The sequence below is a fragment of the Streptosporangium sp. NPDC001559 genome (assembly GCF_042893955.1).
Taxonomy (GTDB): domain Bacteria; phylum Actinomycetota; class Actinomycetes; order Streptosporangiales; family Streptosporangiaceae; genus Streptosporangium.
Map to the genome: position 1 here is coordinate 300,576 of NZ_JBIAVG010000004.1, position 24,444 is coordinate 325,019.

The following is a 24,444-nucleotide window of genomic DNA, read 5'->3' on the forward strand; positions in this document are numbered from 1 at the left end:
GCCCAGAGCCCTGAAAACCCATCCCCGCACATGCGGGGAGCACACGGTGAGTGAAGCGCTGTGGGTCGTGGCGGTGGGACCATCCCCGCGTGCGCGGGGAGCACGGCTCGGCACGGTCGAACTCCGCGCCCTGTGCGGGACCATCCCCGCGTGCGCGGGGAGCACAGCAGACCGGCCTGGAGATCGTGGCTGCGCAGGGGACCATCCCCGCGTGCGCGGGGAGCACCATATCCCGATCCTCGCCGAGTTGGGCCTTCCGGGACCATCCCCGCGTGCGCGGGGAGCACCCTCGGTGACCTGCGGGTTCATGGTGGGGTGGGGCGGATTTTTATTACTTTCGTTGAGTCGGACATTTCGGACAGCGCCAGCACCCTGATCGGCAACCACCGTCCGTCCATAGCGACGACGCTTGGAGGCCTTGCTCCAGCCCTTGGGAGCCTCCGTGGTGGCCGAGGTGATCGCGGGCCGTTCCTTGGGGCGACGGATCAGGACGAGTCCCTCGTGGTCGATCGGGTGCCACTTGTGGTCGTACGTCGCGAAGGCGAAGCCCTGCTCGGTGTCGGTGGTGTGGGCCAGGAGCGCGCGGCCGGTGTCCACGTACTGCGCCACCTCGGCCCACAGCGCCTCCCGAACCCTGGTCGAGGGTCTCCCGATGAAGACGCCCGGGGAGATCTCCATCAGCCAGCGGGTCAGGAATCCCCGAAGGCCGGCAGGACAACGGGTGAGCACGATGACGGTCACCAGGGCACTCCGTCATCGTGATTGTGGCCCGACTCCACCTCGACCCCGTCGTCGCTCTGGAGCATCACCCGGTCCATGTCGTCCTCGGCGGGAACCTCCTGCGTCTCGCCCAGCAGCACGAGGTGCTTGATGTCGTTCACGCAGCGCCGCAGCAGACCGAGTCTGTTGACCTCGTCCCGGATCGCCCGTCGGGTGCGGGAACCGATGTCCTCCTCGCTCTCGGCCACCACGTCGAACGCGACGGGAATGGCGACCTCCGTCTTGTAGAGGTCGGCGATGTCCAGCACGAACGCCAACTCATGCCCGGAGTGGACGAAGCCGAGCCCCGGGGCGCAGCCGAGGGCGGAGACGGCGGTCTGGGCGATGCCGTACATGCACTGGGCGGCGGCGGTGACGGCGCGGTTGATGGGGTCGCCGGAGTCGAAGTCTCCGGGGACGTAGACCCGGCCGTTCCAGGAGACTCCGGTTCTGCCGGACTCCCTGCGGTAGCAGTCCTTGACCCTGCGTCCTTCCCTGCCGAGGAGTTCCTGCCGGGTGAGACCGGCCGGGTCCTCCTTCGGGAAGCGCATGCGGTACATCTCGCGGGCGACGTCGAGTCGAGTACGGCGGTTGGCCCACCTGGCCGCCTGCGCCTCGACCAGGTTGGAGGAGCGGTTCAGCGATCTGCCGCCCGCGTAGAAGCGCACTCCCTGCTCCCCGACCCACGCCACGCCAGCGCCGCTGTCGCCCAGCACACTCATCGCCTGGTGCGTGACCCGTACCCCGGGGCCGAGCAGGAGCGTCCCGATCGTCGCGGACGGGATGTGGGTGACGCCCTCGGCGTCCTCCGCGGTGAGGGCGTTGTCCTCACGGTGCAGGACGCATCGTTCGAGGTAGACGAACGACAGCCGGTCACCCATCCGGGTGAGTTCACGTGGTGAGGAGGCACCACGTCTGCCGACGGTGGTCACGTCACACCACCGCCAGCGTCATCAGGCCGCAGCCGTACGCCTTGGCCCGACCGAGGCCGTGGGTCAGGGTACGGCGAAGCGCGTCCGGGTCGGTCACCTCAAGGCGCCCGTCGAACGTGACGGCGGTCAGCGTCACCGGTTTCCGCTGCCCGGCCTTGGTGAAGGAGAGCTGTCGCTGGTCGTGGACGACCAGTTCGTACCGGTCGCCCTTCGGCGTCGGCGCGTACTGCTCGTCCTCCGGCAGGAGACGCCGTTCCTCGGGCGTCTCGACCACCCGGAACCCCGCCCTCTCCTGGTGGGTCAGCAGCCAGCCCGACTGGTGGCGTCGTCCGACGTGCGCGGTGACCTTGGTCGGTTCCTCCGGGGCGCGGCGGATGCTGTGGACGGGGTTGGCGGTGAGCCGGAAGGCCCACCGGTCTCCCTTGGCGAGCCGGGCCAGGAAGGACTCGTAGTCACGGGTGTCCCACCGGCCCGTCTGGGGCCAGCCCGCCTGCTCGACCAGATGGGTGAGGTCGGGTTCGTCGGGGCTGGCGATGTAGAGGAGGGTCTCGGCCGCCCCGCCGCGATCGAGTCGCCACAGCACCCTCGGGCCTTCTCCGACCTGTGGAACCTCCGCGAAGGAGGACATCACCGCGGCGTGCAGCCGCTGCGGTGACGCCAGCAGTTTGCGGGCGCCGATCCTGGCGGTGTTGAGACGGAACCTGGTCAGATACATCAGACGCTCTCCAGCGCGGACATCGGATCGTGGCCGGGCCGTACGACGGTGCCGGGCACCTGCATCCGCACCGGTGGCAGGTGCCGGACGCCGCGCAGGGCGTATCGGCGGTGCAGTGGGTCGAAGCTGAGCGGCTGGTCGCGCAGGGTGTCCTCCCCCGGCCCCTCGACGAGGATCTCCAGGTTGACGGTGCCGCGTTGCCGTCGTTGGCACCACCGCGCGGCCCGCCACTCCTCCGCCCGCAACGCCTCCTCCAGGGTGAGGTCGTGATGAACCCCCAGCTCCACCGGCCGGGACGGCGGGCAGGAGCGGCGACCGAGATAGAGGGGAAAGACCGGTTCCCGTAACGCCCGGTACAGCCCCTCGACCGTCTCGCCCTCTCCTTCGACTCCGGCGACGAAGACCGCGTCGGCCAGGTAGAAGCGCTCGGAGACCGGCATGGCCTCGCCGCCCGCGAAGTGGTGCGCGGTGTGGAAGTCACGCAGGAGCGTGCCACGCTGGTCGATCCGCACCCCGAAGCGCAACGCGGCCAGGTCGTCGATGTCGTCGGTCCGCAGCCGCCCCTCGGCCGCCGCGAGGAGTCCGATGACGCCGCTCTTGGTCGGAGCCGCCTCGGTCGTACGGCGCGCGAAGCGCGAGGACGCCCCCCACGACTGCAGGGGGCCGGCCAGTTGCATCAGCAGGACGCTCATGCCCCGCCCTGTCGCCGGACGACCTCGGCACCGACCGCCGTCACCAGTTCGTCGAGAGACACCTCCGTGGCGAGGCCGGACAACGCCTCGGTGCTGCTCCCGATCCGCAGCAACCATGCGGGGTCGTCACCCGCGACGCCGTACGCCTTCTCGACCTCGGGGACGTAGGCGGCCAGCGCCCGCGCCGCGTGCCGGACATATCCACCGGTCTCCGGTTCCGTACGGCACGGCTCCTCGAAGGCTCCGGCGAAGCTGACCGGCCTGGCGGAACGGACCTTGACCAGCACCGCGTCCGGCAGCGTGTGGTTGGCGAAGGTGTTGATCTTCCCGGTGGGCATCGAGGTCAGGAAGCATCGGGTGAACGCCTCGACGGCCCGCCGTACGGGCTCGGTGGTCTGCTCGTCCTCCCGCAGGCCCTCGCCGAGGTTGCGGCGCAGCAGGTCGACGTCCACGGCGGCGTAGCGGTAGAGGGTGGCGGAGTTGAACTCCACGGTGCCGATCATGCCCGCGCCCGCGTCGTCGTCCTCCCGCTCCTTGTAGTCGTCTACGGCCGTGTAGTAGTCGGACTCGTTGTCCGCCCGGTGCACGCTGATGGCGTGCGCGACCTGCGCCGCGGCATCGACGTTGATCTCGGCACCGTCGGCGACCATTCGGCCGAACAGCGCGATGTCCACCGAGTGCCTGCCGCCCGCGAGCTGCCTGGCCAGCTCCTTGGTGGCCTTGTCCTTGAAGTAGTCCTTGCCCGCCCCGTGCCCCTTGGCCGCGATCTCGGCCAGTCCGTCGAGCTGGTGCGCGCTGAGGAACAGCAGATACTTCGCCTCGGGCGCGACCGCGGCCTCCTGCCCCTCCTTGGCCTTGCGCTTGGGGGTCTCGACCTTGCTGCCGGTGGCGAGCTGGACCGTCTGCGCGGCCAGGTTCCACGCCTCCGCCTCCGCGATCGTCCCGTCGAGCCGCCCGATCCGTACGGCCAGCAGCTCGGCGATCCTGCGGGTACGGACTCCCAGCTCGGAGGGGTCGAGCAGGTTGTGGAACTCCTGCCGGGTCGCGCGCTTCCACGCCTGGCTGGAGACCCGGGCACGACGCACCCCGCCGTAGACGGCGGTCTTGGGGGTGCCGGTGTCGTCGCGGTTCAGGCAGCTCGGCGGAACGGTCTGCAACACGTGGAAGTCGAGGATGGTGCGGGTCATCGGGGGTCCTTGTCGGTGGAACCGGCGTCGCCGGAGTCGGTGGAACGGTATGCGTGGAAGCTGCGCCCCCACCTGGCACGGACCTGACGCATCCCCTCCGGGGTCTGGGCCAGGTAGAGCTGCTCGGACAGCAGGGCGTAGTCGAGCGGGATCGACTCCCTGCGCAGCAGCGAGACGATCTGACGCAGCCTTTCGGCCAGCGCCGCACGAGTCTCGGCGGCTCCGACACGCCTGAAGTGCTTCAGGATCGGCTCGTCGAGGTCACCGGGCGGCATCAACCGCCGTACGGCGGCGCCCAGCTCGGCCCCGCGCCGATGCATGCCCTGATCCGAACGTGACTGCTGGTGCAGGGCGTAGAGGGTGACCGCCAGGAAGAGCGCGGCCTCCGCCCTGATCTCCTCGGCCTCGGAGAGCCCTCCCCCGTCGTAGAGCCCTTCGGCACCGGTCAGCCCGACCAGGTCGTGCGCCTCTTCGGGAAGCTTTCCCGCGCCACCTCTGAGCTGGGCCAGAGCCGCGACGGCCCAGCTCTCGTCGTTGAGGTAGCCCCGCTGCAACGCGCCGACACGGGCACCGACGGCCTCGCTGACCCGTTTCGCCACGGGCTGCCGGATCGTTGGGGTGGTCATGCTCATGCCTCCGTATCCGGCGACTCGCCGCCATCCGGGGAATCGTCGGTTTCGTCGTCTGGGGAACCACCGGCCGGACGGCCCGTGCCGGGCAACGCCTTGCGCAGTCGGGTGCGGAACAGCAGGTCGGCCTGTGAGCTGTTCAGCCAGACCTGCTTGCCGTTCCACGTCTCGATGCGCCCCTGCCAGGCGTCCGCCCCCGCCTGTTTGACCAGGTCCTCGCCCAGGTTCCCGACGCACCGGTGCGCCTCGTCCTGCCAGGCCGCGCGGGGATCCGCAGGAGCGTCCTCGGAGCCGAGTGTGGTGAGCCAGTCGCGGAACACCCCGTAGAGAGTGGCGAAACCGAGGTTCCTGGCCGCGGCTTTGGGAGCCTCCACGTCGGCCCCTGCCGCCCTGGCGAGGTCGGCGGCCAGGTCACCCAGCAGGGCCACGGCCCTCTCCGCGTCGGCCACCGCGTCGATCGCCGTCTGGCCGAGCCTCCGGTCGTCCTGCCTCAGCAGGACGATCCGCATCGCCACGGCGTCGTCCACGATCTCGTCGATGACGGACTGCTGCGTGCCGTACACCACGCCGAACAGCCGGGCGCGGATCAGCAGGTCGGCGGGCAGGTCACCCTCGACGGTGAGGCGGGCGACCCAGTCGAGAACGCGCGGCCGGACGATGGCCGCCGCCTCGCCCCGCTGCTCGCCTCCCTCGGCGCGACCGGCGATCAGTGCCCCGAGCCCTCGCCACGCGCTGCGGCTGGGGTCGTGCTCACGAGGGAGATACACCTGCGCCTGACCCAGCTTCTTCTCCTGTGCCGGGCTGCGCCGCCAGCCCGTCATCGGCTCACGGGTGTGTTTGTTGTGCGGGGTGAGCGGATCTCCATAGGTCAGGACGATGCCGTACACGCCGTCGGTGTCGAAGGCGAGCCTGACCCGCCTGGACTGCCAGGTGTACAGGTCACGCGGCCCGTTGGGGCGGGTGCTCAACTCCAGGGGTTTGAGCTGACCCGGCTTCGACGGGTCACGCCGCCAGGCGGGCAGGTCGTCGTGTGCGTCGATCCGCAGACCGGGGGTGTCGAAGGCGACCAGGTTGAGCAGCAGCGTCTTCGCGAGGCTGTCCTCCTCGGCCAGGACACCGCCAAGGGCGCCCGCCCAGGCGACGCCTTGAGGGTAGGTCTTGCCGCCCTTGACCCGGTCGTCACCCTTGACACCGGTCTTGATGCCGGAGGTGTCAAAGGCATGGGCGTGCACCAGCCATCGGGCGGCCTCGGCGAAGCCGAGCCGATCGACACCCCTGGCCCGCATGGTGAAGAAGGGCCTGCCGTTGGGAACGTCGGCGACCAACCGGTCCAGCGCGCCGACCTCCCCGGAAACGGCGCTCAGCCCCGCCGTCTGGAAGAACGGCCGCTCCGGGTGGAGAAGGTCGAACCTGTCGCGGTGCTCGTCCAGATATTTCGTGATCCGATCGACGGGCAGGCCGTTGTCCCACAGCTCCTGCCAGTCTTCGATCTCCTTCGGACCGTCGATCGCGTCGTGCAGGATCGCCAGCAGCAGCCGCAGCAGCGCGAACTCCTGCGTCGACACGTCTCCCACGATCCGCTGCAGGTCGGCGGCCTGCACGAAGACGTCCCGCAGGGAAAGCTCGTCCGCACTGCCGTCGCGGCGCCGTACGGGCAGCCACCGCTCACGGGTCAGGTCGAAGGACAGGTCACTCGGCACGGGTCACCTTCAGGCCGTCGTCGGGGGTGTAGTGCAGGTCGTAGCCGGCCAGCCTGGCCCGGCCCTCCTCGTCGAGCACGAGCAGCAGCTCCCCGGCCAGCCAGGGGCTCTCCTTCGACTGCCAGGCCGGGAGGTAACTGGCCTCAAGCTCCTCGATCGCCTGGTCGATCACCCCGGGATACGAGAAGTGATGCGGCAGCCGCAGGCCGCACGAGGCGACGACGCGGGCGAGGCTCGGCTCGGGCGCCGTGTCCACCGGGAGTTCGAGCCCTCCCTGGTCCTTGTCCAGCCACGGCAGCGTGACCAGGGAGCCGTCCGCCCGGCGCTGGACCACCAGCACCTCCACGGAGTCGTGACCATCCCTGACCTGCGCCCGGCCCCTGGGACTGTCGTCCGCGTCGCCGACCCCCGCCTCGATCCAGCCGAGCAGCGACCGCCCCTCCCTGCCCACCCCCGCGAGCTGGAAACTCTGCGCCTTGTCGTGTTGTCCGTTCCGGCACACGTCGTGCTCCTCGCGGGCACGGGCCAGGGCCTCCTGCCAGCCGTCCGGGCCGACCGGCTCCGTGCCGTATGCCCGCTGCACGAGCGGGCTGATGTCCTGCGGCAGCCGTACGGCGTGGCCCGTCGGGGCCGTCCCGGTGAGGTACGGCTCAAGCACGGCGGCCGACCGCAGCAGCGCGTACGACCCGTAGACGGCTCGCGATCCCTTCACCGGATCGATCGGCGTCGCCGTCCAGTCGACACCGGCCACCAGGCAGCGGGCCGTACGCAACAGCTCGGGACGGTCGTCACGCACATGCCGGTGCAGGCGGCCCATACGCTGCAACAACAGGTCGATGGGGCACAGGTCGGTCACCAGCAGGTCGAAGTCGATGTCGAGGGACTGTTCGGCGACCTGGCTGGCGACCACGATGTGTGGGCCGCCGACGGGTCTGCGCCCCTCGCTGCGCCCAGGAGGGCCAAAACGGTCCAGCAGGCCGGCGTCCTTGGCGGCCCGGTCCAGGTCGACGAACCGGGCGTGCGCCACGGTGACGTTCTCCGCGCCGAACTCCTCCCGCAGGCAGCCAGCCGTCTCCAGCACCCGGTCAACGGTGTTGCGCACCACCAGCGCGCAGCCGCCCTGGGCCAGCTCCTTCGCGAGCCGCTCACGCAGTTCGTCGAGATCGTCGTCCAGCCGTTCGAGCAGAACCTCGGTCTCCCGGCCCGACGCCGCGACGGGCTCGCACGCGGGCTCGCCTCCCGGCTGGACCGTCGTCAGCAGCGGGTAGCCCTCCGCGACCTCCAGCTTCGCGAAGCTCTCGCTGCCCTTCGCCGCCCCGGCATACGCCTCGGCCAGCTCACGCCGCCGCGCGGCCGGGAGCGTCGCCGACAGCACGACGACCGGCACCCGGTAGGCGCCCAGCCACGTCAGCACCCGGTCGAGGTAGGAGTTCATGTAGGCGTCGTAGGCGTGGGCCTCGTCGATCACCACGACCTTGCCCGCCAGGGCCAGATGACGCAGCGCGAGGTGACGGCTCTTCAGCCCCATGAAGAGCAGCTGATCGATCGTCCCGGTGACGAATGACGCGAGCATCCCCTTCTTGGCGCCCCTCAGCCACCGGTGCGCGACCAGAACAGTGGAACGTTCCCCACGCCGCCGCTCGCCGTCCTGATCGATCGCACGCATCCCGCGCTTACCCGCCCGCATCAGGTCGGCGTAATCCTCGTTCAGCGCCGCCTTGGAGTGTGCCAGCAGCACCGAGCGCCGCTCGCCGGGAAGCCTGCGCAGCCACTTCAACAGCCGGGGGAACATGGCACTGCCCGTCGCCATGGTCGGCAGCGCGACGAAGCAGCCGCCCGCGCCCGACCTGGCCGCGAAGATCTCGGCGACCGCCAGCGCGGCCTCGGTCTTCCCCTCCCCCATCGGGGCCTCGATCACCATCAGACCGGGCACGTCCATCTCCCGGGCGAGCCGTACGGCCTGCTCCTGAACAGGGCGAATCTTCGCCCCGACGGGGAACTCGAACCGGGAGGCGAAAAGGTCGGCCGCCTCCCCGACGGGCTCCGCCGCCCGCCAGGGCGCGGGAAGATCCAGCCCACGCCACGCCGCCGCGACCCGCTCCTCGTCGCTCTGGTCGGCCGCGTCGGGGAAGTAGGGGAACAGGTCGGAGTTACTGGCGATCCAGTCGGCCACGATGACCAGCCCGGTCAGCAGCACCTGCGCCGGCTGGGTGAGTTTGACCTCCCGCCACGCCGTGAGCCGGTCCTCGACCTCGCACGCCCGCGCGCACCGGTCGAGGATCTCCCACTGCACGTCCCGCCACCGGTTCGCACAGCTCGGAGTACGTAACAGCTCGGGACGGTCATTCAGGTTCTTGACGTCCAAGCTGGTGGGCGGGACGCCGTGGTGCCCACCCGCGACGATCCCGAACGGCAGGGTCGTCGTCTTCGCCCAGCCGTACCGCTCGATCAGCCATTCCTGGAGCAGCACCAGCCCGGCCAGGCCGTGCGGGGCGAGACGACGGTCGGTCAGCCGCTCACGCACGGGCATCTCCAGCCCGGCCTCGCGCATCTTGTCGGCGAGCGACTCGACCTGGCAGGCGAAGGCCGGGGTGGCCTTGCCGATGTCATGGGTGGTCGCCAGCCAGATCGCCAGCCTGCGCGCGTCGGCCTCCCCCTCGGGGAGCGCCTCGGCGATCAGCCTGCGGACCTGCGCGGGAAGCCAGTGATCCCACAGCAACCCGGCGACCGCACCGCTGTCCGCCATGTGCCGCCACAACGGAAGCCACCCGTTGGCATCATGATCATGCTTGGCCCACACCTTACGACCGGCCTCGGAAAGCCCCCGGACGAAGGGGTTGTTCGACCCTGTGTTCGACACGGGAGTTAATTAAGCACACGTCCGCCGAACGTGTCTCGAAAATTTCGAATTTCCCCTGCCCCTAATATCCGGAGGGGAAAGATCACCCTATTGAGTATGAATTGCTCCCATTTGCCTCCTATATATCCCACTAAAGAGCTTCACCCTAGAAAATTACAGATGCCAGAATCCCCGCACGAGGGAGCACCAGGCGCCCCACGAGGAGGGGACCCTGGAGCGAGGACCATCCCCGCATGCGCGGGGAGCCCACGGCCAGCGGACTGACCATCAGCCCACCAGAGGGACCATCCCCGCGTGCGCGGGGAGCACGGTCACGGGGTTGGCCATGGGGGTCTCCTTCGGGGACCATCCCCGCGTGCGCGGGGAGCACCCTTGCAGGGGCCGATCCAATCTTTGTGATTCGGGACCATCCCCGCGTGCGCGGGGAGCACAAACGCGCAGGGCGTCCCCCGCAGGACCCGATGGGACCATCCCCGCGTGCGCGGGGAGCACTGTTGTCTAGATGCCAACACGCCCGTGTGTGGGGGACCATCCCCGCGTGCGCGGGGAGCACTCCGACGGTGACCCCGTGCGCCCCCTCCCTTTTGGACCATCCCCGCGTGCGCGGGGAGCACTACGCTACGCCCTCCGGGCATAGCGGTCCCTGGGGACCATCCCCGCGTGCGCGGGGAGCACATACCGGACCACCTCCTTGGGGGTCGTCAGATGGGACCATCCCCGCGTGCGCGGGGAGCACGTATCGACCGTCAGCGTCTGCCCCGCCAGCACGGGACCATCCCCGCGTGCGCGGGGAGCACGCCGGGACCGGGTTGGCTGCGCCCGTGCTCGTGGGACCATCCCCGCGTGCGCGGGGAGCACCCTCGGCGACCTGCGGGTTTATCGGCAGCAAGGGCGGAAATTCATCACTTCCATCAACTTGGACATATCAGACACACCATGAAGTTCGCCAAGACAACGTTAGCTAAAGGCTAACGTGCGAGACGGCACAAAAGGCTCTCCAATCCACAAGCACGCCCCGAGACAGGAACCCACTACGCACCAGAAAGCCATGCCGCCGCCCTTGCTTTCAAAGCCCTACACCCCATCAGGCAATATGCTCGAAATGTCCAACTCAGCGAAAGTAATGATTTTCAGCCCTCACGGCCGACAAACCCGCAGGTCGCCGAGGGTGCTCCCCGCGCACGCGGGGATGGTCCCCCCGCCATGGGGCGGAGACGCCGGGAGGCCGCGTGCTCCCCGCGCACGCGGGGATGGTCCCGGCTCAACCGCCAGAAGACCCCCCCCGGCCCCCGTGCTCCCCGCGCACGCGGGGATGGTCCCCGGGCTCATCCGGTTGATCTCGATCCCGTGAGGTGCTCCCCGCGCACGCGGGGATGGTCCTCTGCGGATCACGGTGACTCCTCGGTCAGGCGGGTGCTCCCCGCGCACGCGGGGATGGTCCCCCAGATACGCACTCCACGGAGGAGGCCGTTGCGTGCTCCCCGCGCACGCGGGGATGGTCCCCTGGGGTGCCGCTCGACGGGGAGCATCCAGGTGTGCTCCCCGCGCACGCGGGGATGGTCCCCACCACCTGCACCTCGCAGAGATTACAGACAGGTGCTCCCCGCGCACGCGGGGATGGTCCCGGGTGGGATCACGTCGGCCTCCTGCCCGCACCGTGCTCCCCGCGCACGCGGGGATGGTCCCGGCCGCACCGACGCCGCGATGGCGTCCGTCTCGTGCTCCCCGCGCACGCGGGGATGGTCCCAGTCGGCCCCTGACGTCCCAGAAGGGAGACACGTGCTCCCCGCGCACGCGGGGATGGTCCCTTCCGCACCTGGCCAACTTCCTGCGCCGCCACGTGCTCCCCGCGCACGCGGGGATGGTCCCTAGGGCGCGTACCTCGGGTGGGAGGTCGGTGAGTGCTCCCCGCACACGCAGGGATGGTCCCGGCTTCTTGAGCGGGTCGATGCGCAGGATCGTGTGCTCCCCGCGCACGCGGGGATGATCCAGCGGCCCTAGAAGGACGGTTCGTATGAACATCTGGCTGGGTGTGCCCGATGGTCTTCGGTGGAGGCTCCCCGCCCGAACCGCGTTGGTTTTTTCGACCGTGTGGTCTAACTTTGGACCATGAGGTCGAAAGAATCGGGGAGCCCTTCTCGTACGCGGCGGGCCCGGCGGGAGGATCTGATCGCCGCAGCCGTCCGGGTGATCAGCCAGGACGGTTATCCGGCCGCCTCGTTGGAGCGGATCGCGCGGGAGGCGGGGACCAGCAAGGGCACCGCGCTGTACCACTTCGCCTCGAAGGAGGAGCTCTACCAGGCGGTCGTCACGACGCTGTTCGAGGACGGGGCGGCGTTCATGGCGGAGCGGCTACGGGCCGCGGAGACCCCGACCGAGAAGCTCCGCACCTACATCGAGACCAACCTGCGCTTCATCACGCTCAACCCCGCGCACGTCGGCGCGACCCAGCGGATCATTGAGAACTCCGACGCCGTCCAGGTCGTCCAGCTTGAGGACGCCGCCGCCCCGCTTCGGCGGCTGCTGGAGTCCGGCCAGGCCAGTGGCGAGTTCGTCGCGTTCGACGCCGAGATCACCGCCCTGTCGGTCCGCGCCGTCATCGACGGGGCGGCGTTCTACTTCCTCGCGCATCCCGAGCTGGACCTCGATCGCTACATCAGCGAGATCGTCGCGCTCTTCCTGCGGTCCGTCCGGCCGGTTCCGGCCTCTCCCACCGCCGATTCGGAGAAATGACCATGCCTGTCTCCCCGTTACGCACGGCCAAGTTCCTTGTCGTCGCCTACGTCGCACTGAGTGTGCTTACCGTCGCGGCGATCGCCGTCCTCTCCTCCGTGGCCCCGTCCCTCGTCACGCCGCAGGCGTGGGTGCGCGGTGTCATCGTGGCGGCGACGTCGGTTCTCACCTTCGTGTTCGCCCGTCGCGCCCAGCAGGGGGGTGGCCGGGCGCTCCTGCGCCTGCGGATCGTGCTCGTCGTGATCCTCGTCGCGTTGGGCGGGGTCGTGCTGTTCCTGGCGCTGCCGACCTGGATGGTCGTGGAGCAGGGCGTGTGCGGGGTGTTGCTGCTGGTGGCGGCGGTGCTCGCGTTCCGCGCCTCCCCGGTTCCGGCGAACGGACCGTGAAAGGAGGTCAGCAGACCGTGTTCCGCGGGGGCGTCCTGCGGTCTGTGAGGTAGCGGTCGATGTGGTCGCGGGCGCAGGGGTTGAAGGGGTAGAGCGTGTGCCCCGGTCCCTCGTGGCGGATGGTGACGCTGCCCGGCACCTGCCGTACGACCCGGGCGGTCGCGGCGGACTCCACCCACGCGCCCGCGCCCAGCAGCGGCGGCAGACCACTCGGCAGGTGCTTCGGCGGGTTGGTCGTTTCCACCGGCCAGCCGACGCAGGCCAGCGCACCCGTCGCGAGGGTGAAGGCGGCCCCGGTGTCCGGTGCGAACCGGCGTAGCCTGGTCAGCGCCGCCGCCGTCTCCGCGCGGTCGCGGAAGCGCGGCCAGTCGAGGCATTCGGTGACGGGGGTCGTGAGGTCCGGATAGCGGGCACCCCGCGACGGGGCGAAGCCCGAGGCGTCTCCCCTGAGAGCGTCCTGGACGGCCTTGCCGAGGGCGGGCCACTGCGCCTCCCCCGCCCTGGCGAGGCCGAGCGCGAAACTCCGCAGGTCCTGGGCGTCGTAGGACGCCTCGACCCGGCGGGCCGCGATCGGCGCGCGCTCCGCCTTCGCGAGCAGTCTGCGCCAGTCGCGGGCCGCGTCGCCCAGGGGGCAGGTGTCCTTGTCGTCGCACCAGTCGAAGAAGCGCCGCATCGCCGCCTGGTTGTCGCGGGCGGATTCGCCGACCTCCTTCAGCCAGTCGGCTTCGCTGTGGTTCACGGTGCCGTCGAGCACCATCGTGCGTACCCGGGCGGGGAAGAGGCGGGCGTAGGCCTGGGCGTACAGGCCGGCGTAGGAGGCGCCGTAGAAGTTGAGTCCCGCCTCGCCGAGGGCCTGCCTGATCGCCTCCATGTCACGGGCGTGGTCGGCCGAGCTCATGTGGGCGAAGAACTCCGGGTCGCCGTGGCGGCAGGCCTGGGCGTATCCACGGTTGGTGTCGGAGAGCCTGCCGAAGTCGGCGTCGTCGGCCGGGAACTCCGGGTAGGGAACGCGGGTCCAGACGCACGGCAGGCCGTCGCTCCGGCCGCCGAACTGCTCGCCGTACCCCCGGGTGTCCCAGGTGACGACGTTCATGCGGGTACGCAGGTTCGCCCAGATCTCCGCGTGGGCCTGGGTCGTGGCGATGCCGGGGCCGCCGGGCCCACCGTACGCGATGAGGACCGAGCCCTCGGCGGTGCCGGTCGCGGGCAGGCGGCCGAGCCGTAGCGTGATCTTGCGCCCGTCGGGTTTGTCCCAGTCGAGAGGGACCGCGAGGTCGGCGCACTCCAGTTCGCTCTTCTCACCGGGGCAGGGCCGCCATTCAAGAGCGGCCCCACGCGCCGAGGCCGCCGTCGGGAGCGGCTCTGAAAGCGCCGCCGAGCCCACCGCCGGAAGCCCCGTCGAAGCCGCCGCGGGAAGTGCCGTGGCGATCGTCAGCGCGACCGTGGCGCCGGACATCCATCGTGTGATCATGCCGCCCCACGCTAGGGACGCCGTCCCACCCGGTCTGCCCGAGAAAGTGGACGTCTCCGCTAACGAAAGTTGACACTCCGGCCCTGTCATACCGCGCTTGGATTCCGGCCCGGCCCGCGCTCCCTTTCCCGCCGTACCGCGAAAAAACGATTTTTTACGGCTGCGCCGCCCGGCCCCGGGGAAATCCCCGAGCGGGTGATGGCTATGCTGCGGCGCATGGACATCGTGATCCCGCTTTTCGACGGCTTCGAGCCTCTCGACGCGATTGGACCGTATGAAATCCTCGCTTATGTGCCGGGCGCGACCGTGCGGTTCGTCACGGCGGAACCCGGGATGGTGCGGGACGTGCTGGGATCCCTCCCGGTGCACGTCCCGACCGGATACGCCGAGGTCGAGCGCTGCGACGTCCTGCTGGTCCCGGGCGGGGGCAGCTTCCAAGTCATGGTGGCCGACGCCGCCTTCCTCGACTGGGTGCGCCGGATCCACGCCGGGACCCGCTTCACCACCTCGGTCTGCACCGGCGCCCTGGTGCTCGGCGCGGCGGGCCTGCTCAACGGCCTGACCGCCACCACCCACTGGGCGGCGACCGCCGCCCTGGAGTCGTACGGCGCGACCTACACCTCCGAGCGGGTGGTCAGGCAGGGCCGGGTGATCACCTCAGCCGGGGTCTCCTCCGGCATCGACATGGCCGTACGGCTGGCCGCTCTGCTCTCCGACGAGGTGACCGCCCAGGCGATCCAGCTCTACACCGAGTACGACCCGCAGCCGCCCTTCGACACCGGTTCTGTGGCCAAGGCCCCGGCCGAGGTCCTCGAACGGGCCCGCACCCTGCGCTGACCTCTCCCTGTTTCCCGGCCCGGAAAACGTTCCCCGGGCCGGGGGAACCTTCCTTGGTCCTGAAGAAAACCCGAAGAACACCCGAAGAACACGGAAGAACGCGGAAGGGCGCCGGAAAAGCGCCGGGACAAATCCACCGTTTCGGCTTCTCGATGGATTTTCATTGATCCGGGGTGCAACTTTTCGTTTTCCTGACACGTCTATTCCGGGTGACGAAGGTATTCCGGGGGACGAAAGGAAAAGCGATGACGCCTTCCCGTGGACTCGCTCTGTTCGCTCTCACCACCGCGACAGCGGTTCCCGTCTTGACAGCGGCCCCCGTCGTCACGGCGGCTCCTGTCATGGCGTCGGCCGAGGCGACGGCGGGGGCCGTGTCCGGCGACTCGATCCGGTACGCGTGGGTCAGGGGCTGCGCGAGGAGAAATCTGACGGTGCCCTGTGGCGCGGTGACGCTGACGCTGCGCGACGGCAGGACGGTCACGCTGGCCGACGCGCGGGTCCATCCCCGCCGGGCGGACGGCAAGGTCGACAGGAACGACGCCGCTCCCCTGGCGGTCAGCGGCGACGGCCGGTACGTGAGTTACCTCAGGGGCGACCGGCTCGTCATCCGCGACGTGGACCGGGGGACGGTCCGCCCGCTGCCCGGCGGGGCCGACGTCCTGCCCAGGGGGGTCGGCCAGGACGACGTGGACGCCACGCTCTCCTCCGGCGGAACACTCGCCGTGATCGACTACGGCGGCAAGGCACCGGCCCTGATCGTCAACCTCGGCAACGGCCGGACGACCAGGGTGGCGGCGAAGACCTCCGTACTGACCATGAGCCCTGACGGACGGCACCTGCTCACGAGGCGGGACACCGAGGGCAACACCGCCGACCTCACGGTCCTCGACGCGAACGGCGGAAAGGTCAGGACCCAGAGCGTGCCCCTGGCCCTGTTCGAGGGCGCCCATGTCGCGCTGGCCGACGACGCGAACACGCTCGCGATCCTCGACACGATCATTCCGATCAAGCCCGGACTGCGCGTCTACGACATGGCGGCCGGACCCTTCGTGACGAAGGTTCCGTTCGGCTCCGCCCGTACCCTCCGCCTCCCCAAGGGGGAGAGGCCGCAGCGCCTCTCCTGGGACACGAACGGGACGCTGACGCTCTGGACGGGCCGGGGTGACAAGAGAGACGGCTCGTTCGTCTCGTTCGTGAAGCGCGCGGTCGACCCCGGGACCGCCACCACCAGGAGGCTCGACTCCTTCACCGTCAAGAAGTCCTCGTGGACCTGGCACCTGCCCGGCGAGTGACCGGAGGCGGAACCGTACGGCAGGCCGGTGACCGGGGCATCCCCGAGACCCCGGTCACCGGCCTGCCGTACGTGACACCGGAAGCGCGTCACCAGGGCAGGGGGCCGTCGCTGTCGAAGTAGCCGCCGGTCGGTCCCTCGGGACCCACCTGGGCCATGCGGACGATGATCTCGGCCCCCTCCTCGACGGTCTGGTGGCCGGTGTGCCCGTTCAGGTCGGTCGCGGTGTAGCCCGGTTCGACCGCGTTGACGCGCATCCAGGGGAACGCCTTCGCGAACTGCACAGTGATCATGTTGACCGCGGCCTTCGAGGCCGGGTAGGCGAGTCCCGGGTAGGCGTACAGCGGTGTGCCCGGGGTGGCGACGCCGGTCAGCGAGGCCAGACCGCTGCTGACGTTGACCACGACCGGGGCGGACGAACGCCGCAGTGACGGCAGGAACGCGTGGGTCACCCGCACCACGCCGAAGACGTTCGTCTCGAACACCGTCCGTGTCATGTCGCCGGTGGTGTCCGCGACGCCGACCACGCCGCCGTCCGGCAGCCGCCCTTCGACACCGGCGTTGTTGACCAGTACGTCCAGCCCGCCCTCGGCCTCGACGACCTTCGCCGCGGCCGTGACGGACGCCTCGTCGGTGACGTCGACGAGAACCGTCCGCGCGCCCAGTTCCTCCGCGGCCCGGCGTCCGCGTCCGGCGTCCCGGCTGCCGATGTAGACGGTGTGACCTGCCGCGACGAGCCGGCGTGCGGTCTCCAGGCCGAGTCCCTTGTTCGCTCCGGTGATCAGCGTTGTCGTCATGCCCCCATGCTCCGGCCGTGCCGTACGGTCGACCAGTGGACTCGTCGTCCAGGGACCGCCGATCCCGGGAAGTCGGGCTTGGGCGGGGTCTGTGGAGGCGGTGGTTCCGAATACCTGGTAGGACAGGGGGAACGTCCGCCTGTGAACAGCGGGCCTAAGAGGAGTTCCGATGTCACCGGAGAGCACGAGCGCACTGTCCGTATCGTCGGGCTCCCACGGAGACGCCGTGGTGGTCCGCGTGGTCGGCGATCTCGACTACGACTACGCGCCGGTGTTCCGGCGGCAAATCGCCGATCTCTGGGGCACGTCTCCCGTCCCCTGTCTCGTCATCGATCTCAGCGGGCTCACCTTCTGCGACTCGACCGGGCTGGCCGAGCTGTTGTGGGTGCTCCAGCGCAGCAGGGAGGCGAAGACCCGGCTCGTCCTGGCCGGCGCGAACCGTACCCTGCGCCACATGCTGGCCATCACGGGGCTGCTGACGTTCTTCGAGCTGGCCGACTCGGTCGAGGACGCCCTGGAGCGGCGCTAAGGGAGCGCCCCGGGAAGAACACCGGGGAGGGTGACGTGCAGGCGGATGATCGTGCCCGTCTCCGGGGCCGAGCGGATCTGCACCAGGTCGCAGATCTGGTGCACCAGCCACATGCCCCGGCCGCGCAGCGAACGCGGGGAGGGCGCCATGCGGCCGATCATGGGGTCGCTCATCACCCCCGCGTCACGGAACTCGCAGATCAGCGAGCCCTGCTGCACCCATGTGCGCAGAGTCCCGTGGCCGCCGCCGTGCGCGATGCTGTTGCCCGCGACCTCGGTCACCGCGACGAGGGTCTCCCGCAGCCGGTCTCCCGTCAGCCCGTGCGGCGCGGCGCAGGCGATCACCTTCTCCCTGACGGCCGCGAGGTCCCCCCTGGCGTAGGGGAACTCCTCGTACGGGTCGCAGGCGGGTTCGAGCTCCGCCCAGGAGAACGGTTCCCTGACGTAGTCGGAGGAGGGCCGGGAACCGTCGTCCGTCAGCGTGTACGGATGGCAGCGGCTGATCGCCCGCATCGTCTCGGGGTCGATCGTGGCGGTGTCGTAGGGGCACAGCAGCCACCAGGCGGGGGAACCGGTGAAGGCGAGGTTCAGCAGCCACTCGTGGTAGCGGAGTTCCTCGATCTCCGCCCCGCCCCGGGCGTGCCAGTCGGTCTCGCCGATGCCGCGCACCGGTCTGCCCTCCGCCGTCCGTTCGCCGATCCAGCGCTGCCAGGCGGGGATGAGCCTGGCGGGGTTGCGGCCTAGCGCCTCGGTGTCCATGAACACCACGCCGGGGTCGGTGCCGGGCAGTTCCTCGCGCAGCATCCGTTCGCGGTCCTCGGGTACGGAGATCAGGACGATCTCCCCCGCCGCCAGGGCGTCGTCGATGAAGGAACGGACCCCGGCGAGGAACTGCTCCTCCCCGGAGTAGGTGTAGAGCTCGTGGCGCAGGCCCGCCATGTCCATCACACCGGTGGTCTCGGTAGTCATGGCGTCAGCTCCACGCGTATCTCGCAGTTGCCGTAGCCGAGCATCTCCCAGCACGACCTCACTGTCGGGTTCGCGCCCTCGATCGTGATCCGGTGTACCGAGGTGTCGGCGGCGGCCTCGACGAGCGCGCGCATTCCGGCGGCGTCCATCAGCTCCAGCTCGTCGAGGTGGAGCCGTAACGTCGGTGAGAGCGCCGTCGCGGCGGCCAGGGCGGCACCGAACGCCGCGGCTCCGTCGGAGTCGACGACTCCGCACACGGCCCAGTCTCCGGGCCCCGAACTGAACATCCGAAACGACGGTCCTGCGCGTCCGGTACCCAGTTCGCGGGGATGCACACACGCCACATGGTCAAGGGTCGCGGCGCCGAAGCTGTCGTGGCCGTAGGCGCAGACCATGATGGCCTCGTGGTCGGCCACCAGCCGGTCGAGGCGCAGTTCGTGGTCGATCAGCGCCTCGATCCCGGTCTCGGGTGGGATGAGCTGATCCATCACGGCCAGCACACGCAGGGCTCGATATCCCTGTCGTCCCGCCATGTCGGCCTCACGCCGTACGAGACCGAGCATCGGGCCGAGGTCGGGGGTCGGGCCGTCGCCCAGGACGGAGCGGGGGTCGACGAGGGTGGCGTCCCTGGGGACCTCCGCGGAGGCGATGGGGTCGAGGGGTGAGCCGACGATGACGACCTTGTCGCCGAACAGCTCGCCGTCGGCCAGGAAGGCCGAGGTCACGGCCGCGTATCCCTGGTGGGGCTCGACGATCCAGCACACGTGCTCGCCGACGTCGACCAGGTCGAGTGTCGGCGTAGTGCCTGACTTCCGCACCGCGAACCACCCCGCTCTCGCCGCGTCACCCCGGCGTAGCCTACTGCGCCCGGATCAGCCGACTGCCCCCCGAAGCCCGCCGGAACCGTACGGCCAGGCGACCGCCCCGAAGCCCCGTGAGCCGTACGGCCAGGTGGCCGTCCCGAAGCCGGGTGGCCGTAACGGGCCAGGCGGTCGTTCCGACGCCCGGTGGGCCGTACGGCCAGGCGGTCGTGAAGGCCGGGAGAAGGGGTCAGCTCGCCTCGAAGGCCGTCGCGACCGCGGCCCTGACCCGGTCCATGACGCCCGTCGTCGAGGTGATCTCCCTGTCCAGGGAGGTCATGTCCACCTCGGGCATGCCGCAGGCCACCGCCCAGCCCCACGGGGTCAGGTCGCCGTCGACGTTGAGGGCGAAGCCGTGGCTGGTCACGCCACGGCTCTGCCGCATGCCGATCGAGACGATCTTCCGCCCGGTTCGCTTCGTCCAGACGCCGGTGAGCAGCGGCGAGCCGGGCGGGGTTTCGCGGCGCTCGGCCGGGACGTCGAGCGCGTCGAGCGCCCGCACCAGCCTGAGCTCCACCTCACGGACGTAGTCGACGATCCCCTCGTCGCCCAGCTTGACGATCAGGTAGCCGACGAGCTGTCCGGGACCGTGGTAGGTGAGCTGGCCGCCTCTGCCCGTGTTGACGACGGGAATGCCGTGGGAGGGGTCGGGCAGGTGCTGCTGCAGGGTTCGTCTGCCCGCGGTGTAGACCTGCGGGTGGCTGAGCAACCAGAGCGTGTCGGAGCGCTCGTCGCGCTGCCGCTGACCGACCAGGTCGGTCATCCGCTCCATCGCCTTCTCGTAGTCGACCAGGTCGTCCTGCAGCAGTGTCAGCGGCCGTTCCCTCATGCCCCCAGATTAGTTGTCAGTAGCGAGTCGCCGGTGCCTTGGGGAGGAAGATCCACATCAGGACGTAGGCGACCCACATGGGGCCGGGCAGCAGGGAGAGCAGCAGCCAGAGGATCCGTACGACGGTGGGTGACCAGCCGAGGCTCTCCGCGATGCCGCCGCAGACTCCAGCGATGATCTTGTGGTTTCTCGAACGGTGCACTTCTTCTCCCCGTGTCGTGGTCTGTTCGTCTGGTTCAACGAGTGGCGGGAGAACCCCCGTTCCCTCGCCGACCCTGAGAAAACCCTGACAGGGTTCGACGGACCGGCGCCCCGGACGCACCGGCGTCCCCGGCGAACCGGCGGCCAGACAGGCCGACGCCCCGGACGAAACCGACGCCCCGGACGAACCGGCGGCCCAGACGGGCCGACGGCCCAGAAGGAGCGGCGACGTGAACGGGCCGCGACCCAGGCGGGTCACGGCCCGCGTGGATCACGGCCCAGACGGGAACCTCAGCGGCCGAGGATCCTGCGTACCCAGGTGTCGCGGGTCCGCAGCGCGTCACGGCCGAGCCGGCTGTCCGGGAAGTACATCTCGAAGCCGTGGAAGCCGCCGTTCCACACGTGCAGTTCGGCCTCGCCGCCCGCCGCCCAGATACGGCTGGCGTACTCGACCGACTCGTCGCGGAACAGCTCGGCCGACCCCAGCTCGATGTACGCCGGGGGCAGGCCGGACAGGTCCGTCGCCCTGGCGGGAGCGGCGTACGGCGAGACGTCGGGACCGCCGACCCCGTCGCCGAGGACCGACTTCCAGGCGAAGAGGTTGGCGGCCCTGTCCCAGGTGCCGATCCCGTCGTACTGGTGGGTCGAGACGGACTGGTTGCGGTCGTCGAGCATGGGGACCAGCAGCAGCTGTCCGGCCAGCTTGGGACCCTTGCGGTCGCGGGCCATCAGCGACATGGCGGCGGCCAGGTTGCCTCCGGCGCTGCCGCCCATGACGATCAGGCGCTCCGGGTCGTAGCCGAGTTCCTCGGCGTGGTCGGCCGTCCAGAGCAGGCCGGCGTAGCAGTCCTCGGCGGGTCCGGTGCCGGGGTTCTCCGGGGCGAGGCGGTACTCGACGTTGACCACGACGAAGCCGAACTCGACCACCATGTCGACCAGGCGAGGGGTGTCCATGTGCCGGTCGCCCATGACCAGGCCGCCACCGTGCATGTTGTACAGGCCCGGCGCGCCCGGCACGCGCTCCTTGGGCCGCAGGATGGTGACGGCCAGGTCGGGGGCTCCCTGCCTGCCCGGGATCGTGCGTTCCTCGGCCTCGACGGGCCGGTCGCCGATGACCACCGCGGCGGGCTGGGCCATGGCCTCAAGTCCGGCCCGGGAGGCGGCCAGCGTCTCGGCGCTCAACGGCTGGGGCGGGCTGTCGCCGCGCATCGCGGCGAGCAGTTCCCCGAGCTCGGGGTCGAAGGGGACGGGGGAGGCAGTCGTCATGGGGGACCTCTGTCGTCGTGGAACGGCTGGCAGGGACAGCCTAGGTCGCCCTTTTCTCCCTCTTCACCTGGCCCCTCTTCGATATACGATTTTTATATACGATTTCCTGCTCCGGCTCCTGTCCGCTCTTGGAAGGCGGACAGGGGCCGGAGCGCCCGGCCGTCGAACGCCTACTTCGACGTCGGCTAGTCCAGCTGCTGCAGAGCGACGTGCCAGGACCCCGCCTCGGGCCTGAGCCCGGACAGCAGGCGGTCGGCCTCCTTCGAGGCGGCCTGCGGGTCGGAGCCGAAGTCACCCCCGCGCGGCAGCCGGTCGCGCCGTACGACGGCGACCGTGACCTCCGCCGAACCGTTGCCGAAGAACTCCCACATGACGGGCTTGGCGCCGCAGGGTGCGGACCTGACGAGGGCCCCGGTCCTGTCGGCCTTGTCCGCCCAGATGAGGGCGTGCAGATTCTCTCCCTGGCAGCGGACGTACACCCGGCCCTTGCCCTCCACCGTGCCCTGGAAGGCGTGCTTCTCGTTGATCTGGGTGAGGTGACCGCCCGTGACCTGGTGGCTGTTGGGCAGGCCCCCGAGGTTGAACTCGCCCTGGGTCGCGAGGCGGGCTCCGGTGTCCAGGCAGATGTCCGGCGAGCAGGAGGCGGTGGAGACCCCCTGGTCGTGGATCGCGATCTCCCACAGGGCGGGGCCACGAACGGCGTCCGCGAGCGCCCGGTCGTACCCCTTGGGAGACCGCTCCTCGGGGGACGGATCCTTGGGGGTGTCCTCGATCGTGGTGGGGACGGTGAACACCTCGACCGTGACGGGGGCCCCGGCGGTGAGCCCGTCGAGGCTGCCGAACACCGTCCACTCCTGTCCCCGCTCGTTCTCCCCGCAGGTGCCCGCGTCCACCCGGTCGCCGTAGCGCACGAACACCCGGCTCGCGTGGGCGCAGTTGACGCGGTAGGAGGTCTTTTCGCTCTTCGGGACGAACGAGAGCCGCTCCGCCTTCCCCGTCTCCTCCGAGCGGACGCCCGCCAGCCGTACTCCCTCTTCGCCCACCCGTTCGATCGGTTCGCCCACCTGGGCCATGATGCTGCCGCCGCCCCGCGTGCCGCCGGACAGCAGGGTCGGCGTCAGGACGAGCGCGGCGGCGGTCACGGCGGCGACCGTTCCCACCGCGGCCCACCTGCGCCGTCTGATCCTCCTGCCCTCGGTGAGGATCTCCTCAAGCCGGGCGCCGCCCCCGTGGCCGCCCGTGCTGCGTTCGGCGAGCAGTTCCCTCAGATCGTGCTCGGTGTGGCTCATCGCTGTGCTCCCGTCATCGTCTGAACCCCCTGGTCGACCCGCAGCCGGGCGAGTGCCCTGCCGAGCTGGCTCTTGACCGCCCCGACCGAGCAGCCGAGCACGCCGGCGACCTGGGCCAGGGTCATCTCCTCGAAGTAGTGCAGGACGACCACGGCGCGCTGACGCCCCGACAGCGTGCCGATCGCCGTCCACAGCGCGTCCCGGTCGCCGATCTCCCGGGTGAAGTCCCGTCCGTCGTCCCGGTCGGGCATCACCTCCGTCGGGACCTCGCCCCGCCAGCGTCGCCGCCACCAGGAGGCGTGGGTGTTGGCGATGATCCGGTACACGTACGGATCGGGGTCGCCGTCGATCCGGCGCCAGGCGAGCCATGCCCTGGCCAGCGCCGTCTGCACCAGGTCCTCGGCGATCGCCCAGTCTCTGGTGAGGAGGTACGCCGTTCTTCGCAACCGTTCATGACGTTGCGCGACGTACTCCGTGAACTCGGTCATCTTGTCCTCCAGAGTGACGTCCTCGTGGAGGACTACCGGTTGGCCCACGGATTCGGATGACACCGGTGTATCGGCCGAATGACCGGGTCACGTCAGGCGTCCGGCTCCGCTAGCCTCGCCTACGTCACGCACGTACTTCGGGACGGAAGGTGCCCAAGTTGATCGGCTGGTTCGAAGCGGTGGTCCTCGGCCTCGTTCAGGGGTTGACGGAGTTTCTGCCGATCTCCTCAAGCGCCCACATCAGAGTCGTCTCCGCGTTGTTCGGCTGGACCGATCCCGGCGCGGCGTTCACCGCCGTGATCCAGATCGGTACCGAGGCGGCGGTCGTCATCTACTTCCGCAAGGAGATCTGGGAGATCATCTCCACCTGGGTCAGGTCCCTGTGGACGCCTGACCTGCGCTCCCACCACGCCGCCAGGATGGGCTGGTACATCATCGTCGGCACGCTGCCGATCGTCGTGCTCGGCCTGCTGTTCAAGGACAGCATCGAGACCGTCTTCCGCGACCTGCGGCTGATCGCCACGACCCTGATCGTCTTCGCCGTGATCCTCTGGTTCGCCGACCGTACGGCCCGCAACAAGCTGACCCTGCAGCGCCACCTCAGCTTCCCGCACGCCCTGATCTACGGCTTCGCCCAGTCGCTGGCCCTCATCCCGGGCGTCTCCCGCTCCGGCGGCACGGTCAGCGCGGGTCTGCTGCTCGACTACCGCAGGGAGGAGGCCGCGAAGTACTCCTTCCTGCTGGCCATCCCCGCGGTGCTCGGCGCGGGTGTGCTGGAGCTGTTCCAGATCGGTGAGGCCGACAGCCCCGACTGGGGGCCGACGATCCTGGCCACCGTGATCTCGTTCGTCGTCGGCTACGCGGCGGTCTCGTGGTTCCTGAAGTACATCAGCACCCACAAGTTCACCGGCTTCGTGATCTACCGGATCATCCTGGGCCTGGTCATCATCGCCCTGGTGAGCACGGGCGTCCTCGACCCCATGTCCTGAGGCCCCGTGAGAACCCCGGCAGAGCCCTTCGTGAGG

At 70.0% G+C, this 24,444-nt stretch carries 23 protein-coding genes, 1 pseudogene and 3 CRISPR repeat arrays; of the genes and pseudogenes, 7 read left to right on the plus strand and 17 right to left on the minus strand.

Annotated features, from left to right (window positions below; translation table 11 throughout):
* The first annotated feature begins 14 nt into the window (after positions 1–14).
* Positions 15–287: a CRISPR direct-repeat array (repeat unit 29 nt; unit sequence GGGACCATCCCCGCGTGCGCGGGGAGCAC).
* 106 nt (positions 288–393) lie between these two features.
* The 8 genes and pseudogenes from cas2e to cas3 all read right to left on the minus strand — a co-directional run.
* A pseudogene (gene cas2e, locus ACFYY8_RS11415) lies at positions 394–741 on the minus strand (type I-E CRISPR-associated endoribonuclease Cas2e); the annotation flags it as partial.
* The gene (cas1e, locus tag ACFYY8_RS11420) at positions 738–1,691 is read right to left on the minus strand and encodes a type I-E CRISPR-associated endonuclease Cas1e (protein WP_390039635.1); all 954 of its coding nucleotides are present in this window, start codon (positions 1,689–1,691) and stop codon (positions 738–740) included. The pseudogene cas2e and the gene cas1e, both read right to left, overlap by 4 nt.
* Position 1,692: 1 nt before the next feature.
* Positions 1,693–2,406 carry a type I-E CRISPR-associated protein Cas6/Cse3/CasE gene (cas6e, locus tag ACFYY8_RS11425; RefSeq protein ID WP_390039637.1) on the minus strand — a complete coding sequence of 238 codons (714 nt, stop codon included), beginning with the start codon at positions 2,404–2,406 and terminating at the stop codon, positions 1,693–1,695.
* Positions 2,406–3,098, minus strand: a complete 693-nt coding sequence (gene cas5e / locus ACFYY8_RS11430) for a type I-E CRISPR-associated protein Cas5/CasD (RefSeq protein WP_390039639.1) — start codon at positions 3,096–3,098, stop codon at positions 2,406–2,408. Before cas5e ends, cas6e begins: the two co-directional genes overlap by 1 nt.
* Positions 3,095–4,285, minus strand: coding sequence for a type I-E CRISPR-associated protein Cas7/Cse4/CasC (cas7e, locus tag ACFYY8_RS11435; protein WP_390039641.1), 1,191 nt, complete (start codon positions 4,283–4,285; stop codon positions 3,095–3,097). Before cas7e ends, cas5e begins: the two co-directional genes overlap by 4 nt.
* Positions 4,282–4,911, minus strand: coding sequence for a type I-E CRISPR-associated protein Cse2/CasB (casB, locus tag ACFYY8_RS11440; protein ID WP_390039643.1), 630 nt, complete (start codon positions 4,909–4,911; stop codon positions 4,282–4,284). The genes cas7e and casB overlap by 4 nt, the downstream gene beginning before the upstream one ends.
* 2 nt (positions 4,912–4,913) lie before the next feature.
* Positions 4,914–6,614, minus strand: coding sequence for a type I-E CRISPR-associated protein Cse1/CasA (gene casA / locus ACFYY8_RS11445; RefSeq protein WP_390039645.1), 1,701 nt, complete (start codon positions 6,612–6,614; stop codon positions 4,914–4,916).
* Positions 6,604–9,474, minus strand: a complete 2,871-nt coding sequence (gene cas3 / locus ACFYY8_RS11450; RefSeq protein ID WP_390039647.1) for a CRISPR-associated helicase Cas3' — start codon at positions 9,472–9,474, stop codon at positions 6,604–6,606. Before cas3 ends, casA begins: the two co-directional genes overlap by 11 nt.
* A gap of 219 nt (positions 9,475–9,693) precedes the next feature.
* Positions 9,694–10,332: direct repeats of the CRISPR family, unit length 29 nt; unit sequence GGGACCATCCCCGCGTGCGCGGGGAGCAC.
* A 310-nt stretch (positions 10,333–10,642) separates the two neighbouring features.
* A CRISPR array of direct repeats spans positions 10,643–11,465; the repeat unit is 29 nt; unit sequence GTGCTCCCCGCGCACGCGGGGATGGTCCC.
* Positions 11,466–11,583: 118 nt separating this feature from the next.
* Between cas3 and ACFYY8_RS11455 the strand changes: the two genes are divergently transcribed.
* Both ACFYY8_RS11455 and ACFYY8_RS11460 read left to right on the plus strand, forming a co-directional pair.
* Complete coding sequence (locus ACFYY8_RS11455; RefSeq protein WP_390039650.1) at positions 11,584–12,207, plus strand: TetR/AcrR family transcriptional regulator; 624 nt, start codon at positions 11,584–11,586, stop codon at positions 12,205–12,207.
* A 2-nt stretch (positions 12,208–12,209) separates the two neighbouring features.
* Positions 12,210–12,593 (plus strand): hypothetical protein, encoded by a 384-nt coding sequence (locus ACFYY8_RS11460; protein ID WP_390039653.1) that lies wholly within the window; start codon positions 12,210–12,212, stop codon positions 12,591–12,593.
* Positions 12,594–12,600: 7 nt separating this feature from the next.
* Here ACFYY8_RS11460 and ACFYY8_RS11465 read toward each other — a convergent pair whose 3' ends face one another.
* Positions 12,601–14,064: an alpha/beta fold hydrolase gene (locus tag ACFYY8_RS11465; RefSeq protein WP_390039655.1), complete on the minus strand. Its 1,464-nt coding sequence runs from the start codon at positions 14,062–14,064 to the stop codon at positions 12,601–12,603.
* A gap of 216 nt (positions 14,065–14,280) precedes the next feature.
* On the opposite strand from ACFYY8_RS11465, the gene ACFYY8_RS11470 reads away from it, so the two are divergent.
* The 3 genes from ACFYY8_RS11470 to ACFYY8_RS11480 all read left to right on the plus strand — a co-directional run bounded on the left by ACFYY8_RS11470 (position 14,281) and on the right by ACFYY8_RS11480 (position 16,315).
* Positions 14,281–14,901, plus strand: coding sequence for a DJ-1/PfpI family protein (locus ACFYY8_RS11470; RefSeq protein WP_390039657.1), 621 nt, complete (start codon positions 14,281–14,283; stop codon positions 14,899–14,901).
* 245 nt (positions 14,902–15,146) lie between these two features.
* Complete coding sequence (locus tag ACFYY8_RS11475; RefSeq protein ID WP_390039659.1) at positions 15,147–16,193, plus strand: hypothetical protein; 1,047 nt, start codon at positions 15,147–15,149, stop codon at positions 16,191–16,193.
* Entirely contained in the window at positions 16,166–16,315 is a 150-nt protein-coding gene (locus ACFYY8_RS11480) for a hypothetical protein (protein ID WP_390039661.1), read from the plus strand. Before ACFYY8_RS11475 ends, ACFYY8_RS11480 begins: the two co-directional genes overlap by 28 nt.
* Here the strand turns inward: ACFYY8_RS11480 and ACFYY8_RS11485 are convergent.
* Positions 16,282–16,989, minus strand: a complete 708-nt coding sequence (locus ACFYY8_RS11485; protein WP_390039663.1) for an SDR family NAD(P)-dependent oxidoreductase — start codon at positions 16,987–16,989, stop codon at positions 16,282–16,284. The two genes, ACFYY8_RS11480 and ACFYY8_RS11485, sit on opposite strands and share 34 nt — an antisense overlap.
* A gap of 169 nt (positions 16,990–17,158) precedes the next feature.
* Here ACFYY8_RS11485 and ACFYY8_RS11490 point away from each other — a divergent pair, with 169 nt between their 5' ends.
* Positions 17,159–17,518: an STAS domain-containing protein gene (locus ACFYY8_RS11490; RefSeq protein ID WP_390039665.1), complete on the plus strand. Its 360-nt coding sequence runs from the start codon at positions 17,159–17,161 to the stop codon at positions 17,516–17,518.
* Here ACFYY8_RS11490 and ACFYY8_RS11495 read toward each other — a convergent pair.
* From ACFYY8_RS11495 to ACFYY8_RS11525, 7 genes are all read right to left on the minus strand, one after another.
* Positions 17,515–18,486, minus strand: a complete 972-nt coding sequence (locus ACFYY8_RS11495; protein ID WP_390039667.1) for an anti-sigma factor RsbA family regulatory protein — start codon at positions 18,484–18,486, stop codon at positions 17,515–17,517. The genes ACFYY8_RS11490 and ACFYY8_RS11495 overlap by 4 nt on opposite strands.
* Complete coding sequence (locus ACFYY8_RS11500; protein WP_390039669.1) at positions 18,483–19,304, minus strand: MEDS domain-containing protein; 822 nt, start codon at positions 19,302–19,304, stop codon at positions 18,483–18,485. The genes ACFYY8_RS11495 and ACFYY8_RS11500 overlap by 4 nt, the downstream gene beginning before the upstream one ends.
* 232 nt (positions 19,305–19,536) lie before the next feature.
* Positions 19,537–20,175, minus strand: a complete 639-nt coding sequence (lipB, locus tag ACFYY8_RS11505; RefSeq protein ID WP_390039671.1) for a lipoyl(octanoyl) transferase LipB — start codon at positions 20,173–20,175, stop codon at positions 19,537–19,539.
* Between the two features lie 16 nt (positions 20,176–20,191).
* Entirely contained in the window at positions 20,192–20,377 is a 186-nt protein-coding gene (locus ACFYY8_RS11510) for a PspC domain-containing protein (RefSeq protein WP_352010746.1), read from the minus strand.
* A gap of 290 nt (positions 20,378–20,667) precedes the next feature.
* Complete coding sequence (locus tag ACFYY8_RS11515; protein ID WP_390039674.1) at positions 20,668–21,642, minus strand: alpha/beta hydrolase; 975 nt, start codon at positions 21,640–21,642, stop codon at positions 20,668–20,670.
* A 185-nt stretch (positions 21,643–21,827) separates the two neighbouring features.
* Positions 21,828–22,931 (minus strand): hypothetical protein, encoded by a 1,104-nt coding sequence (locus ACFYY8_RS11520; RefSeq protein WP_390039676.1) that lies wholly within the window; start codon positions 22,929–22,931, stop codon positions 21,828–21,830.
* Positions 22,928–23,419: a SigE family RNA polymerase sigma factor gene (locus tag ACFYY8_RS11525; RefSeq protein ID WP_390039678.1), complete on the minus strand. Its 492-nt coding sequence runs from the start codon at positions 23,417–23,419 to the stop codon at positions 22,928–22,930. The genes ACFYY8_RS11520 and ACFYY8_RS11525 overlap by 4 nt, the downstream gene beginning before the upstream one ends.
* A gap of 149 nt (positions 23,420–23,568) precedes the next feature.
* Between ACFYY8_RS11525 and ACFYY8_RS11530 the strand changes: the two genes are divergently transcribed.
* Positions 23,569–24,408 (plus strand): undecaprenyl-diphosphate phosphatase, encoded by an 840-nt coding sequence (locus ACFYY8_RS11530; protein ID WP_390039680.1) that lies wholly within the window; start codon positions 23,569–23,571, stop codon positions 24,406–24,408.
* The last annotated feature ends 36 nt before the right edge of the window (positions 24,409–24,444 follow it).

Excerpts from the sequence above, each read along its gene's own strand:
- cas6e (WP_390039637.1), bottom strand. The coding sequence starts at position 2,406 with ATGTATCTGACCAGGTTCCGTCTCAACACCGCCAGGATCGGCGCCCGC.
- cas5e (WP_390039639.1), bottom strand. The coding sequence starts at position 3,098 with ATGAGCGTCCTGCTGATGCAACTGGCCGGCCCCCTGCAGTCGTGGGGG.
- cas7e (WP_390039641.1), bottom strand. The coding sequence starts at position 4,285 with ATGACCCGCACCATCCTCGACTTCCACGTGTTGCAGACCGTTCCGCCG.
- casB (WP_390039643.1), bottom strand. The coding sequence starts at position 4,911 with ATGACCACCCCAACGATCCGGCAGCCCGTGGCGAAACGGGTCAGCGAG.
- ACFYY8_RS11455 (WP_390039650.1), top strand. The coding sequence starts at position 11,584 with ATGAGGTCGAAAGAATCGGGGAGCCCTTCTCGTACGCGGCGGGCCCGG.
- ACFYY8_RS11460 (WP_390039653.1), top strand. The coding sequence starts at position 12,210 with ATGCCTGTCTCCCCGTTACGCACGGCCAAGTTCCTTGTCGTCGCCTAC.
- ACFYY8_RS11465 (WP_390039655.1), bottom strand. The coding sequence starts at position 14,064 with ATGATCACACGATGGATGTCCGGCGCCACGGTCGCGCTGACGATCGCC.
- ACFYY8_RS11470 (WP_390039657.1), top strand. The coding sequence starts at position 14,281 with ATGGACATCGTGATCCCGCTTTTCGACGGCTTCGAGCCTCTCGACGCG.
- ACFYY8_RS11475 (WP_390039659.1), top strand. The coding sequence starts at position 15,147 with ATGACGCCTTCCCGTGGACTCGCTCTGTTCGCTCTCACCACCGCGACA.
- ACFYY8_RS11485 (WP_390039663.1), bottom strand. The coding sequence starts at position 16,989 with ATGACGACAACGCTGATCACCGGAGCGAACAAGGGACTCGGCCTGGAG.
- ACFYY8_RS11490 (WP_390039665.1), top strand. The coding sequence starts at position 17,159 with ATGTCACCGGAGAGCACGAGCGCACTGTCCGTATCGTCGGGCTCCCAC.
- ACFYY8_RS11495 (WP_390039667.1), bottom strand. The coding sequence starts at position 18,486 with ATGACTACCGAGACCACCGGTGTGATGGACATGGCGGGCCTGCGCCAC.
- lipB (WP_390039671.1), bottom strand. The coding sequence starts at position 20,175 with ATGAGGGAACGGCCGCTGACACTGCTGCAGGACGACCTGGTCGACTAC.
- ACFYY8_RS11515 (WP_390039674.1), bottom strand. The coding sequence starts at position 21,642 with ATGACGACTGCCTCCCCCGTCCCCTTCGACCCCGAGCTCGGGGAACTG.
- ACFYY8_RS11520 (WP_390039676.1), bottom strand. The coding sequence starts at position 22,931 with ATGAGCCACACCGAGCACGATCTGAGGGAACTGCTCGCCGAACGCAGC.
- ACFYY8_RS11525 (WP_390039678.1), bottom strand. The coding sequence starts at position 23,419 with ATGACCGAGTTCACGGAGTACGTCGCGCAACGTCATGAACGGTTGCGA.